Source organism: Algoriphagus chordae (assembly GCF_003254055.1).
Classification (GTDB): Bacteria; Bacteroidota; Bacteroidia; order Cytophagales; family Cyclobacteriaceae; genus Algoriphagus; species Algoriphagus chordae.
Map to the genome: position 1 here is coordinate 40,249 of NZ_QKZT01000006.1, position 14,387 is coordinate 54,635.

9 protein-coding genes are annotated in these 14,387 nt (G+C 42.5%); all 9 read right to left on the reverse strand.

Annotated features, from left to right (window positions below; all coding sequences use genetic code 11):
• Positions 1–71: 71 nt before the first annotated feature.
• The 9 genes from LV85_RS07835 to LV85_RS07875 all read right to left on the reverse strand — a co-directional run bounded on the left by LV85_RS07835 (position 72) and on the right by LV85_RS07875 (position 14,351).
• Positions 72–1,514, reverse strand: a complete 1,443-nt coding sequence (locus tag LV85_RS07835) for a rubredoxin (RefSeq protein ID WP_111318006.1) — start codon at positions 1,512–1,514, stop codon at positions 72–74.
• Positions 1,511–5,032, reverse strand: a complete 3,522-nt coding sequence (locus LV85_RS07840; protein WP_111318425.1) for a molybdopterin-dependent oxidoreductase — start codon at positions 5,030–5,032, stop codon at positions 1,511–1,513. Before LV85_RS07840 ends, LV85_RS07835 begins: the two co-directional genes overlap by 4 nt.
• Before the next feature lie 433 nt (positions 5,033–5,465).
• Positions 5,466–6,890 (reverse strand): MFS transporter, encoded by a 1,425-nt coding sequence (locus LV85_RS07845; RefSeq protein WP_111318009.1) that lies wholly within the window; start codon positions 6,888–6,890, stop codon positions 5,466–5,468.
• Between the two features lie 144 nt (positions 6,891–7,034).
• A complete protein-coding gene (locus LV85_RS07850) occupies positions 7,035–7,697 on the reverse strand; it encodes a response regulator (RefSeq protein WP_111318012.1) in 663 nt (220 codons plus the stop codon).
• 59 nt (positions 7,698–7,756) lie between these two features.
• Positions 7,757–9,568, reverse strand: a complete 1,812-nt coding sequence (locus LV85_RS07855) for a sensor histidine kinase (protein WP_111318015.1) — start codon at positions 9,566–9,568, stop codon at positions 7,757–7,759.
• A gap of 4 nt (positions 9,569–9,572) precedes the next feature.
• The gene (locus LV85_RS07860; RefSeq protein WP_111318018.1) at positions 9,573–10,151 is read right to left on the reverse strand and encodes a DUF4202 domain-containing protein; all 579 of its coding nucleotides are present in this window, start codon (positions 10,149–10,151) and stop codon (positions 9,573–9,575) included.
• A 12-nt stretch (positions 10,152–10,163) separates the two neighbouring features.
• On the reverse strand, positions 10,164–10,541 hold the full coding sequence (gene nirD, locus LV85_RS07865; protein ID WP_111318021.1) for a nitrite reductase small subunit NirD: 378 nt from the start codon (positions 10,539–10,541) through the stop codon (positions 10,164–10,166).
• Between the two features lie 18 nt (positions 10,542–10,559).
• The gene (gene nirB / locus LV85_RS07870) at positions 10,560–13,070 is read right to left on the reverse strand and encodes a nitrite reductase large subunit NirB (protein WP_111318024.1); all 2,511 of its coding nucleotides are present in this window, start codon (positions 13,068–13,070) and stop codon (positions 10,560–10,562) included.
• Between the two features lie 858 nt (positions 13,071–13,928).
• Positions 13,929–14,351, reverse strand: coding sequence for a nucleoside-diphosphate kinase (locus LV85_RS07875; RefSeq protein ID WP_111318027.1), 423 nt, complete (start codon positions 14,349–14,351; stop codon positions 13,929–13,931).
• Between the last annotated feature and the right edge of the window lie 36 nt (positions 14,352–14,387).

Below are 14,387 nucleotides of genomic sequence, written 5' to 3' on the forward strand. Positions count from 1 at the left end.
AAAAATTTATGTTACTAATTAGCTGGATGTTAGTCTGATATAAATCAGCTTATTAGCTAATACTTTAGCTTTTATTTGTGTGTTATTGTAAGTTTTTTCTTAATAAACTTACTTTTTGCTGCTTCGCATAGTGAGCAGCAATAATCTGCAGGAAGGTCTTCAAAAGCTGTATTTGCTGGAATGTCCTGCATCTGATCTCCATAAATAGGGTCATATATCGTAAGACAATCTGCACATTGGAACACTTCTTTCTCGCTAGATTCTTTTAATGATGCAGGCTTTCTGGCTTCATTTGTCTTTTTTCCCAATTGTTCGAAATACATCTTACTCAACTCGATCAAAAGTCCTGGCAGCTCAGCTTTGTCCACTTCCTGCACATACACGATGTACTGCTGTGTATTTGGGTCAAAGTTTTTGGCGTAAAGAAGATTGTACGTGTTTCGAATTTTAATACCCTCTAAGCCTGCAGGAGGCTGATTTTTCTCGATAATAATGGAGGTAAAATAGTATGCCTTTCTGGTGTAATCAGTAATTCCAAAGGTCAAACCATAGGTACTTATATCTCTCTTAGCAAAGTTGTCCACAAGATATTCCTTGAGTTTGAGTGCGGATTTATTGCTAACGGGAAGGTGCCAATTCAGCTCCAGCATGGAGTGACGCACATTGATTCCAAAGCGACCAAGAAGCCTTTCCCAGTCTATTTTAGTGCTTTCAGGGATTCCCTTGATGATGATGGATTTCCATGGAGTGATGGAGATTTTACCGATTCGACTATCTGCACAGAGATCGCATAGTACTTTCAGAAACCCTATGTAATACTTGTTATTTCTCCAGTATAAGCCCAACCAATACCGATCGTCGCCCACTCGATTTATCCCCTCGTAATATGGGAATGGATAAAATGGCACTTCCAATGGACTGTCTACCGTCCGATTATTAGAATCTACTGCATCATTCACCAAGTCAAATAGAAACGCCACAGTCTCAGGCTCCTCTTTTAATATGTCCTCAATCGCTGAAGCCACCTTTGCCATATCCCAACTGTAAATAAGCGCAGGATACATCATCGTTTCCTCCCATTCTGGTAAGCGCACATAGAGATACCAGTAATCTTCATGCGCTGAAGCGATGAAATTCAAGTGTCCAGTAAATAGTGGAACCAAGCGCTGCTTTGGATCAGTGATGTTAATTTTAAGATTTGGCTGAACTCTAAATTGCTCCAGAATATACAGATATCTATCTCCCGTCAGCCAAGGTGTATTTGGGAAAATGTCAGCAGAAACGTATGAAGAGACGATATTTTCTGCTCCCAATTCTTCCGGTGATACCAGTTGAAATTTATCCTGAGAATCAATTTCCAAGGTGTCTTCATCCTTGATGAATAGAATGTCTTGGCGAGAGCCCAAGGAAATAGTGTCCAACCCAGCACTTTCCGCCAGTTCCAAAATCTGCTTCAATTCTGCTGGAGAGAGCACTCCACCTTTCACCACTACTCTAGAATAGGTCTGTTTCATACAAGTACTTTTGATTGGTGAAGAATTTCTCTTACCTCAGTTTTGCAACTGCCGCAGCCCAAGCCAGCCCCCGTTTGTTGACAAAGTGCAGTGAAATCTGAGCACCCACCTGCGATAGCTTCCTTTATATTTCCCTCGCCTACACGACTACAGCTACATACTAATTTGCCGATTACGGGTCTAGTCTCCGAAGATCCCATCAGCAAAGACTTCCGCTTTTCGGAAAGCTCAATTTTGTTTTCGATCAGGGATTTGAACTCAGCGAATTCATTTTTATCTCCCATCAGCACAGCACCAATTAGCAAATCATCCTTGACGATACACTTCTTATAATAGCGGCGGCTGATATCGGTGAAAATGATTTCCTCATAAGAATCGTCATTTTCTGGAATCAAAATATCCCCGATACTGCATAGTTCCAGATCCTTAAATTTCAGAATATTCATCAGCACCGATCCGCTGTAAATACTACTCACATCTCCGGCGATATAATTTGCCAAAACCATGGCCTGCTCCTCAGCAGCGGAGGTGATTCCAAAAAGTTGATTTTGAAATTCTGCGATCTCCCCGATGGCAAAAATATTAGGGTAATTGGTCTGCAGGTGCTGATTTACCTTGATCCCACGACCACAAAGTATGCCATTATCTCGGGCAATTTTGATGTTCGGCTGGGTGCCAATCGCGTAAACCACCGCATTGGCGTAAATGATCTTTCCACTTTTTAGTGTGATAGAAAGCGATTTTTGTTCTTCATCATCGAAGACCGTGCTGACTTCATTATCGAAGTACACATGAATTCCGCGTTCCTGCACATCTAGCGAAAGTAGCTTACTCGAAACCTCATCCAGCTGACGCTCCATCAGTCTGGAAGCACGCTGTACTATCGTTACTTTCACCCTATTGTGCTGCAAAGCAGCCGCAAGTTCCAGCCCAAGTAATCCGCCTCCGATAATCACCACATGCTGATTCTCTGGTCGGAGATTCGTGGAATCCAAGTAATCTTTAAATCGATCTGCATCTGTTTTGTTTCGCATGGTGAATCGTCCAGGCAGATCCAATTGTGCATCCTTTGGAATAAAAGCCCTGCTTCCTGTTGCCAAAATCAGCTTGTCATAAGGATATTCCTCTCCTTCATTATCTATCACAACTTGCTTCTCAGGGTCAATATCTTCTATAGAAAGTCCCGTGTGCAGCGATATTTTCAATTTCTTCAGCTCGTGCTCTTTGATCTTCTGAAGCTGCTCCCAGGTCAGTTCTTCGGTCACATATTCTGGCAAAAGCACTCGATTGTAAAATGGATGTGGCTCTTTGGAAAACACATGAATCTGATCGGACTCATTATGCTCGCGGTAGTTTTGGATAAAGCGGAAAGCTGCCGCTCCAGCTCCTATGACCACGATTTTCTCAGTAGCTTTCTTGTATTTGGAAACAGATACGGTGGTGAATTTGAAATCCGGTTCTTTGGATTGCGGATCGACTACCGTTTTTGTAAGATTGTTTGCTCGATTGAGATCAGATTGCAATTGCTTGCCCCAGTGCATGGGTAGAAAAACGACACCTTCACGGATGTTTTTGGAAAGCTTAGCCTTTACTCTCACTACGCCATTTTTGCTTTTTACTTCCACCACATCCCCGTCTTTTACTTTGTCTAGGTAAGCATCGATGGGATTGATTTCCAGCACTGGACTTGGGTAATGCGTTCGAAGTCGGGATACTTTTCCCGTCTTGGTCATCGTATGCCATTGATCTCTCACGCGTCCTGTGGTAAGAATCAGAGGGAATTCCTTGCACGTTTTCTCCGATGTGTTGGTGATTTGAGCTGGAATATTGAATACCGCTTTTTGTGTAGGTGTGTAGAATTTATTATCGGCGAAAAGTCGCGGAGTTCCCGTGTGCCTGTACTCCGGAACTGGCCACTGGAATGTTCCTTCGTTCTTCAGCCTGTCGTAATTGAGATAGGAAATATCGATGTTCGTGCCTTTCGTCATGGCACAATACTCCTCGTAGATCTCCTCCGTGTTGTTGAAATTAAAACCTCTGAAACCCATTCTTCGGGCAAAATCACAAAGTATCTCCACGTCGGGTCTAGCTTCTCCAGGAGGATTGATGCCTTTATTGAGATAGGAAATCCTGCGTTCTGAATTGGTCATCGTTCCTTCTTTCTCCAGCCATCCAGCCGCTGGCAGTACCAAATCTGCGTACTCAACTGTGTCGGCTTTATGAGAAATATCCTGAACGACCACGAACTTGGCGTTTTTCATTGCCTTTTCGATCTTCTTGGAATTCGGCAAACTCACCATCGGATTGGTACAAATGATCCAAACGGCTTTCATTTCCCCACTTTCGAGCGCGTCAAACATCTCAGTGGCTGATAGTCCAGGTTCTGGAGAAATTTCATTTACTCCCCAGAAATTGGCTACTTCTTGACGATGAACAGGGTTATTCAGCTCTTTGTGAACAGCCAATAAACTCGCCATGCCACCAACTTCACGTCCGCCCATTGCATTTGGCTGGCCTGTAAGTGAAAAAGGCCCATTTCCTGGCTTGCCTATTCTGCCTGTTACCAAAGAAAGGTTCAGCAGGGAAAAGTTCTTATCCGTTCCGATAGCGCTTTGGTTCAATCCCATCGCCCACATGCTGATAAATCCTTTTGATTCGCCGATGATCTCGGCTACTTTCTTAATATCGTCAACAGAAATCCCGCAGAGTTTAGAAGCTTCTTTTAGAGAAGTTGCCATCACTTGCTTGCGGTAGCTAAGATAGTTTTCGGTATGATTTGCTATGAATTCTTTGTCAGCCAATCCAATATCGATGATTCTTCTGCCTATGGCATTGTACAAAATGATGTCGGTGCCGGGGATGATTTGAAGGTGAATATCTGCGAAAGTGGCAGAATCAGTCTTGCGTGGATCTACCACGATAATCTTCACATTCGGATTTTTCTCCTTATGCTTTTCCAGTCTGCGAAAGAGGATCGGATGACACCAGGCGGGATTTGCGCCAGCGATCAAAAAAGCATCTGCCAATTCTATGTCTTCATAAGAGATAGGAACCGAATCCTCTCCAAAAGTTTTTTTGTAAGCCACCACCGCCGAACTCATGCACAAGCGACTGTTGGTGTCGATGTTATTTGTCCCCAAAAAGCCTTTTGTAAGCTTATTTGCAATGTAATATTCCTCTGTGAGACATTGTCCAGAGATATAAAAACCCACACTGTTCGGGCCGTATTTCTGAATCAAGGACTTGAAAACTCCCGCAGCTCTGTCGAGTCCATCGTCCCAACTCACCCGCTCACGAGGATGAGACCTGCTCCAGCGCATCTCTGGATAGAGGATTCTATCAGAAGTATCATTGACTACGTAGTGCAGATTCCGCCCTTTGGAGCAAAGCATGCCTTGGTTCACAGGATGATCCTGATCGCCTTCGACCTGTACTTTGTGTTCAGCGTCCACCTCAGCAACTATTCCGCAGCCGACGCCGCAGTAGGAACAAGTGGTTTTAACTTTTTTATCTGGGATCACTACTCAAGAGTTACTGTTGGAAATAGATTTGCTATGATGATTATCAATGTTGCTAGTATCCTTTCACCTTGATTGTCAGTCTTGAAGACAGGTGACCGGTGACCGATGCAGCGGCAATAATAGTGTTTACCATATATTCAGAGCTATTCATTTATTATTTAGAAAACTAGTCATTTTGATTCAGGTTTTTCAGGTGTTCTCTTGTGTTTCAGAGGGAAGTACGAGTATATAAGAGAAGTGTATTCTTAAGTTACTAAGCCAGAATATATTTTTTATTATATCGGCAAATTAATAAATGCATTATAGGATCTGATGAACAATGGGGAGTTTGTGGCATCGGTCATCGGTCATCGGACACCCGTCCTAATGCTTGCAAAAAGAATGAGCTTGCTGACATAATTTAGAGTAGTTACTAATAAATAGCTTCAAGTTAATTATCTATTCGCACTAATTCAGGCTGTAGTTTGCTTAATTCTACTTCTGCTACTTTTTCATCTTCGGTACTGAATTTTATCGCTAGCGCAACCATGCCTGATATAATGATCATGCAGCCAATCACTAAATATCCAGCTGAAACTGCAGATGCAGCTGCTGCAGATTGAGCGGCAGCCGCAGCCTCGGCCCCCAACGCTTCACTTGCAATTAAGGCAGTCTTCTCTGCTACTGCTGATTTTGAACTTAAGAATAGCGCAGCCATGAAAGCACCGAAATTCCCTCCAGCTCCAACTATACCTGAGATAGAGCCAATTGCTTTTCTATTCACAAAAGGTACGACGGAGAATGTAGCACCTTCAGCCATCTGCACTGACAAACTGAAAGCAATCAGGAGTATGAAGCCGATGAAAAGACCTGTGGCCAAAGAGAATAAGCTAAGCATAAGTCCTTCTACAATTAATATTGCTGCGAGGAACCAAACTCTTCCTTTCAAGCCTCTCGATTTTCCAAATTTGTCACCAAAATATCCACCAAGTGTACGAGCAAAAATATTCATCAGTGCGAAAGAGAGCACGATATTACCAGCAGTGATTCGTTCGAGTTGGAACGTATTCTGCAAGTAATCATCCATGGTTCCATAGACTGTCAGTTCAATTCCAAAGCATGCTGCATAGACTACGAAAAGCAACCAAACACGATAGTCTTTCACAGCTTCCATAAAACCAACTTTGTCCTTCTTCGTGCTAGGAACTTGCATTCCTCTTGCTTCCAATTCCTTGAAGTTGCCATCTGGAGTATCCTTTGTGAAAAAGTAGTAAACCAAACCCATGCTGAAGCAAGCGATACCCGCTATAACCATAGAATATCTCCAGGCATCTGCCTCTGCTACTCCAACGCCTATGACTATCGCCGCAATGATCGGCATTCCCAATCTATTGGCTCCGCCACCGAGATTTCCCCAGCCAGCAGAAGTTGCATTGGCAGTTCCGACTACATTGGAAGCAAACATCAGCGAGGTGTGAACCTGCGTGATGACGAAGGAGGCTCCTATGAATCCAGTCAATAGACGACAGATATAAAACTGCATAGGTGTCTGAACAAGACCGCTAAGTACAACTGGGATAGATCCTAGAATAAGCAACCAAGTGTAACAAAGTCTTGGACCATATTTATCGCATAGTTTCCCGATAAGTAATCTGGCGAAAACTGTTCCCGCTACAGCAAGAACTGTTGCATTCCACTTTTGCGCAGGTGTAAGACCGAGGTCTTTGACTACGTCAGGCATGAATGGCACGATGCCGAACCATGCGAAAAAACAAATGAAGAATGCAATTGAAGTGATCCAGAAGGTTCGGATCGGGACGGTTTTAATGTCTAGTAGATTTAACCGTTTCGCTTTGTGTGTAAGTAGTGGCTCCATAATACTTATTTTTATCTACCCTAAAGCTAAGTATTAATACGTAATTATAATACTTAGTACGTAATTTATTTACGTAAAAAACAAAAAATCCATTCAGAATTGCTCTAAATGGACTTATGACTACGTATAAAATTGCGTGTTTTCTTAGATCAAGTTTAAATCTCTGGATTTTGTCGTGAGCTCCACAAGGTTCTTGACGTTCATTTTTTTCATCAAATTGAAGCGATGAACTTCCGCTGTTCTCTTACTGATTTCCAGCGCATCTGCGATTTCATTATTTCCTTTCCCTTCGAGAATGAGTTCTAGAATTTGCTTCTCTCTATTGGTTAGATTTGCCAATTCCTCTGGAAGTACATCTGACTTTGGTGCAGACTTAGCTTTTCCATTGACGAAATTATTTATGATATAAGCAGAGACATCTCCTGCGAAAAATTTTCCACCACCAGAAATCGTGTGCAAAGCCTTCAAAAACTCGCTTTTTGAGGACCCTTTAAGCAGATACCCATCGGCTCCAGCTTGAACAGCCTCTACCACGTACTCTTCCGAGTCATGCATGGAAAGGACTAGCTTTTTGATATGAGGAAATGATTTGCTCATCTCCTTCACTACTTCCAGCCCATTCATTTTCGGCATACGAATGTCTACAATCAGTAAATCTGGATTTTGCATCGCGACTACTTCCAAAGCTTCTAAACCATCAGATGCTTCGTCGATTACCCGAAAATCTGCTTCACTTTCTAAAAGCGACTTGATTCCATCACGTACCAATTCGTGGTCATCTGCTAAAACTATCTTGATTGGGTTCATATGCGCTTAAGTAAATACGTAGTAAAGTAACAGAATTTACGTATAAAAATCTAGAAAATCTAAGTCAAAGGAATGTTGAGTGTGACTTTGGTACCTTCATTTGGAGAGGAATTGATGAACAATCTCCCATTGATGTATTTCACCCGCTCTCTCATAAACGTGAGTCCCATGCCGCCTTCCTCATCCGGTTTTGCTTTCAGTTTGGATTTGTCAAAACCTTTTCCATTGTCATCCACGATAATGCTCAGAATATTCTGACTATGAGAAACCGTGACGATGATATGTGAGGATTCTGCATATTTGATCGCGTTATTGATTGCTTCCTGCGTGATCCGGTATAGATTGATTTCCACCAAGGAATCTAGTCGCTGTGAGAATTCTGATTTATTGAAAAGTACTATGTCTTTGCCGGTAAGTTTGGAAAGCTCCTGCGTCAGTTCTGTCAGCGCTGGGACAATTCCGTAATCCTTTAATTCCGGAGGAGTAAGATTAAAAGTGGCAGTTCGCACACCCTTGATGATATTCGAAGTGAGTTCTTTGAGCTTGATGATCTTCACTTCGGCTTTCTCAGGATCAGAAGAATCTACACTTTCCAGTAAGTATTTCAATCCAGTGAGCATTTGCCCGATTCCATCGTGAATATCCTTGGCAATTCGGTTTTGTTCATTCTCTTGATTCTCGATGATTTGTCTTGAGATCACCTTTTGCTGATGCATTTTCTCCTCAAAACTCTCCTTAGTCAGCTGCTCCACCTGATGCATATACTCCTTGCGCTTGGTGATATCCATGCAAATCAAAATCAATTCGGGTTTGTCCTCAGTAGAATTGAAAGGAATCATGGACACATCCAACCAGATTTCTTCACCAGTCTGAGAGGTTGTTTTGAACTCACCTTCCCAACCGGATTTTTTATTTTCGGCAATGATGCGATCTATCGTGAGCTGCTCATTTTCCAAGGGAGAGAGCAAATCAGAGATCTTCGCATTGATATTGAATTTCTGTGCTTTATATAATCTACTGAAGCGCTCACCTATATGGGTGATGTATCCTTCTGGTGTGATCCTCGCGAAAAGGAGAATTTGATCCATTGCTTTGCTAAGTGCCTGCAATTCTCTAACCGACTTTTCCTTTGATTGGCTGAGAATATCAGCATTCTTGGCCATTCGGATTGCTTTTTCTTCTGCATCCATTAATTCGTGAATACTGGCTTTCATGGCTTTTGCCGAAGGCCAAAAAATGATCAAAAACTCAGCTACTAAGACTAATAGGGTGAAAAGGGTGATGATCAATTCTACCCGCTGCAAAGCAGACACCTTATCCTTGGCCTCCTGATCGTATTGATTCACGATCTCGTCCATTTTGATCAAAAAGCTATTTGCATTGGCTTCAATAATCTTCAATTGGGTAGCGATAGCTACAGAATCCTCAGAATTGGTGGATTTGAGAAAAAGGAAGTTTTGTGTAGCATCAGTGACTTGCTTGAATTCTGGATCTATTGCCTCAAACATGCTCGTGACCTCGGGACTATTGTCCACAATAAAATCCTGAGATTCATCTCCCAGCTGTAAAAGCTGATGGGCATTTTCCCAGCGATTCAGAGTGGTTTTAATTGTGTCTCCAAGGGCTTCTGAACCTTCATCAGATTGACTTTGGGAAAGTAATAGTACTTCCTTGTTCAATTTTTGACTCAGCATACGCTGCCGACCGGCGACATTGACCAGGCGACTATCATTTTCCTGATCATTCAGGTATTTTCTGATGAGAATCTGGCTTGCGATCAAGGAGATGGCAATTGCTCCCAAAGCAATAATGTAAAGGCGGCGGAGACGATTAAAAGTATCTTGATCCAGCGATCGCGGTGTACCGGTCATTTGATTAGGTAATAGCTTCTTTGACTAATTCGAGGCTTGACGGTGAAAATGGTAATTGCAATGCGGCTCTATGTCCTTTTTCAGACATTTTTGCCCAGGTTTTTTGAAGGATGTCTATAATCTTGGCAGACTCATGTTTGGCAGCGAATTCTTCGAAATAATATTCCAAGAAAACCAGACAAATGACATCTTCCATGGTTTGGGTATCAGGATCTGTTTTCAGCTGCTTCTTTCTAATCAGGAATTTCACCCTTTCAATAGTCTCCTCATCGTAGCCAACTTCCTGTAGAATCCCCGCAGCCATATCAGCATGCATCTTCTTCAATTCCTCTCTCCACTTGAGATAGCCCACTCTATCCATTGGGTAATCTGATCTCGGAATCTTCCATCTTCCGATGTGTTGTGCTCTGACAGCGAGTTGCATAGCTTCGGAAGATTCAGGATCAAATTGATCGAGCTTTTCGGTCATACGGATGGAGTACAACAGTTCTTTTGCAATCTCTTTTCCCAATACTACTTCTTTGATGGGGTCTTCCGCATTGACCTGATCGATCAATGAGATTGCTTTCTGGAATTTGTTCATGTGTCAATTGGATTAATCTACGAATCCAATATATACATTTCCCTCCTGAATTCTGACCGGATAGGTTGCAATACTATAATCTTCTCCGTTCAAATTGCTGCCATCTTCCAGCGAAAAGGTCTTCTTATGAAGCGGACAAGCCACTTTTGGAATTCCTTGCGAATCGCCAGTCATGCCCCGCGAAAGAACCATTTCCATCTTGTGTGGACAAAGATTCTGGCAGGCATACCAGGAGTTTGTTCTGGTAAAATGGTAAACTGCAATTTGCTTGGCATTGTATTTCACACAGGCTCCCGCATTTTCTGGAAAGTCACCTGTCTGACCGACTTTGATCCAATGGATAGCGTGCTGATCTGCTACGGATTGATAGTTTTTTAATAATTCTTCCATGATCTTATTCTTATAGGATTACCAAGGTCTAGGCATTTTTTGATCTCGCATCGGTACAAAAACCAAGCTTTCATCTTTCTCTTCTGAATTGACAAATGGCTTAAATCGCTTCATCATCTGAGGATCCTCGATGGCTTCTTTCCACTCACATGCATACTGGTTTACCAACTCCTGCATCTCAGCTTCCAGTTCTTCGCCAATTCCGAGGCTATCTTCCACCACTACTTTTTTCAAATATTCTATTCCACCCTCCAACTTGTCCAACCAAGGCGCAGTTCGCTGAAGTGGTGCGGCTGTTCTGATATAATAAACCAAGAATCTATCTAGGTATTTGATGCAAGTATCGTCGTCTAGCTTTTCTGCCAAAAGTATCGCGTGTTTCGGAGTAGCTCCGCCGTTTCCACATACAAATAGGTTCCAACCGCCTTCAACTGCGATGACTCCAAAGTCCTTGCCTCTAGCTTCGGCACATTCGCGAATACAGCCAGAAACGCCGCCTTTTAGTTTATGCGGAGACCGAAGTCCTTTGTATCGATCTTCGATTCTGATGGCAAAGCTTACACTATCATGCAATCCAAAGCGGCACCAAGTAGATCCTACACAGCTTTTTACTGTTCTCAGTGATTTGCCGTAGGCATGTCCACTTTCGAAACCAGCATCGATGAGTTCTTTCCAGATCATTGGTAATTCATGCAGCTGAGCTCCAAAAAGATCAATTCGTTGTCCGCCGGTAATTTTGGTATAGAGATCATATTTCTTAGCAACTTGTCCCAGCACCATCAATTTGTCTGGAGTAATCTCTCCTCCTGGTACTCTAGGTACGACTGAATAAGTACCGTTTCTCTGAATATTTGCAAGGAATCTATCGTTCGAATCTTGAATAGGAGCCTGACGATTGGCAGTTTCCATGTATATACTGGCGAAAATCGAAGCCAGAACAGGCTTGCAAGATTCGCAGCCATGACCTTTGCCGTGACGATCCAGTGCTTCATCAAAATTCATAATGCTGTGCAACTTCACCAAATCGTACATTTCCTGACGGCTGTATTCGAAGTGCTCGCAGATAGTTTCTTTCACTTCCTGTCCCATGGATTTCAAAGTGGCCGAAACCAAATCCGTCACCATAGGCTTGCATCCACCACAGGAGCTAGAAGCTTTGGTGCTTTTTACTACATCTGAGAAAGTGCAACAAGCGCCACTCGTGATAGAGTCACAGATCGTTCCTTTGGATACTGCTTCGCAAGAGCAAATCTGAGCTGTATCTGGTAAATCCAGCACAGAACCCAAAGCACTTTTGCTTTCTCCACCTCTAGAACCCAAGATCAAATCTTCTGGATTCTCAGGAAGCTTCATCGCATTGATATACAATTGGAAAAGCGTATTGTAATCAGAGGAATCACCCACCATGATTCCACCAAGTAGCTTCGAGCCATCTTTGGCGATGTTGATTCTCTTGTAAACACCACGCTGCTTGTTCTCATATACTATCGCGGTGATCTCATCATTTTCTATAAATGGATCTCCAAATGAAGCCACTTCCGTTCCCACCAATTTCAGTTGGGTGGACATGTCGATGGAAGGACTCATTAGCTTTTCTCCACCGGCAATTTGATCTACAGCTACTCCTGCCATCTCATAGCCTGGAGCAACTAAGCCATATATGCCATTATTATATAGTGCAACTTCTCCGATCGCGTAAATCGCCGGATCGGAAGTTTCCATTTTATTATTTACATAGACTCCACCCCGCTCGCCAGTTCGTAAACCACATTTCACAGCCAATTCGTCTCTAGGGCGAATACCTGCGGAAATGATTAGCATGTCGGTTTGGAGGGAGGTTTCATCAGCGAAGTCGATTTTTTCTATACCTTCTTCTCCTACGATTTCCTTGGAGTTTTTACCCAGGTGAATCTTCATTCCAAGGCTTTCGATCTTGCTTTGAAGCATGTCACTGGCAGCTTTGTCCAGTTGACGTGGCATAAGTCGTGGTGCAAATTCGATTACATCAGTCTGCAGTCCGAGCTCTTTGGCGGCATTTGCAGCTTCCAAACCAAGCAATCCGCCACCTAATACAGATGCCTTGAATTTACCTTCTTGCTTGAGTTTGTCTGTGTAGTCCTTGATCGCATCAAGATCTTCGATAGTTCTATAGACAAACACGCCTTGCTTGTCCACTCCTTTGATATTTGGGACGAAAGGAGCAGAGCCTGTAGCCAAAATCAGGTAGTCATATTCGAAATAGTCATGCTTATGGGTGAAAACCCGCTTAGTCTCAGTTTCGATGGAAGTGATCATTTCTCCCGTGCGAAGCACTATGTTATTCTCAGCATACCAGTCAGAGGAAGCCAGTAGCAGCTTATCCGCAGAGTCTAGTGTGAAGTATTCACTTAGATGAACTCGATCATAAGCTGGTCTGAATTCTTCCCCGAATACTACCAGCTCAAATTGATCACGAAGTGGGTGGGCAGCTAGTTTTTCGCAAAACTTATACCCGACCATTCCATTTCCTATGACAATAACTTTTTTCATCTGTTTGTAATTAATTGTTAATGGTCAGATGGAATCTCGCATGGTAGATGATCATACCATTTTGTGACACTTAGGGTCATGCTCGATTTCATGGCTACGTAATTTAGAGCTCAAATATAAGTATAAATACGTAATTACAAAGAAAAATGTAAATAAATACTTACTTAGAATAAGTATTTAAAACTGGCTTAATAAGTTGTAAATAGCCAATTTATGGCCATATGGATGCCTTTTTAATGATTGTAGGTGTCTAGTACGTATTTTTTTGACCTGCTAAGCTTCAGCTATACCTAAGTAAAGTTTTTAAGTAGGAGGAGAACAGCGTGAATTCAGACAGTCCTGTCTCTTGACGATAGCTGCTATTAGATAAGGCTACCTTGACTTAAGCTTCATAAATCTGGGAGGAAGTGGTTTTTAGGATAGGTGGGCAGTCAGGAGACTTTGCGCAATTGGGTACTCTGTCGTACATCACTCTTTTGTAAATTCTAATTATTTTGCCAGACAGATATGTGAAAGATAAGGTTTCGACTTCGCTCAACCTGACAAGACTATCGTGCTCAATCTGATTATTTGTCTTCGGGCGACCTGATATTTGGTTTAAGTATCCAGCTTTTGGCTATTTACCTTAATTCACACCGAAAAAAGTATGGTGACTTGATAACAAATTAGGAAGGGAAAAGGATTGGTGAGAAACTTAGAATTAGAATTGTGAAAAATACCCAGCTTCTAGGAATGCAGGTTAGGCTGCTCTGTGAACTCCGCGTCAAGCTCTGCGTTCCCCGCGGCTATCTGCCAATTGACTTTAATCAAAAAAAACACCTCAAGATGAGGTGCTTTCAATAGTATTTATGCTAAGAATTAACCTACTCTTTCAGTCTGAGAGAAGTAGAATGATCCTTCGATGGCTGCGTTTTCGTCTGAGTCAGAACCGTGTACAGCATTTGCTTCGATAGACTTAGCGAAGATCTTACGGATAGTACCTTCAGCTGCATCAGCAGGGTTGGTAGCACCGATCAATTTTCTGAAATCTTCTACAGCATTATCTTTTTCCAAGATAGCAGCGATGATAGGTCCAGAAGACATATACGCGCATAGATCAGCGTAGAAAGGTCTTTCTGAGTGAACTTCGTAGAATTTACCTGCGATAGCTGGAGTCAATTGGGTAGCTTTCATGGCTACGATTTTGAAGCCTGCTTCTTCGATCATTTTCAAAATCGCTCCTGAGTTTCCTTCTGCAAAAGCATCAGGCTTGATCATGGTGAATGTTCTGTTAGTTGCCATGTTATTCGTTTTTCATTGGTTTAAATCGGGCGCAAA

Coding starts and splice junctions, on each gene's coding strand:
- LV85_RS07875 (WP_111318027.1), bottom strand. CDS start 14,351: ATGGCAACTAACAGAACATTCACCATGATCAAGCCTGATGCTTTTGCA.
- LV85_RS07845 (WP_111318009.1), bottom strand. CDS start 6,890: ATGGAGCCACTACTTACACACAAAGCGAAACGGTTAAATCTACTAGAC.
- nirD (WP_111318021.1), bottom strand. CDS start 10,541: ATGGAAGAATTATTAAAAAACTATCAATCCGTAGCAGATCAGCACGCT.
- LV85_RS07860 (WP_111318018.1), bottom strand. CDS start 10,151: ATGAACAAATTCCAGAAAGCAATCTCATTGATCGATCAGGTCAATGCG.
- LV85_RS07850 (WP_111318012.1), bottom strand. CDS start 7,697: ATGAACCCAATCAAGATAGTTTTAGCAGATGACCACGAATTGGTACGT.
- LV85_RS07855 (WP_111318015.1), bottom strand. CDS start 9,568: ATGACCGGTACACCGCGATCGCTGGATCAAGATACTTTTAATCGTCTC.
- LV85_RS07835 (WP_111318006.1), bottom strand. CDS start 1,514: ATGAAACAGACCTATTCTAGAGTAGTGGTGAAAGGTGGAGTGCTCTCT.
- nirB (WP_111318024.1), bottom strand. CDS start 13,070: ATGAAAAAAGTTATTGTCATAGGAAATGGAATGGTCGGGTATAAGTTT.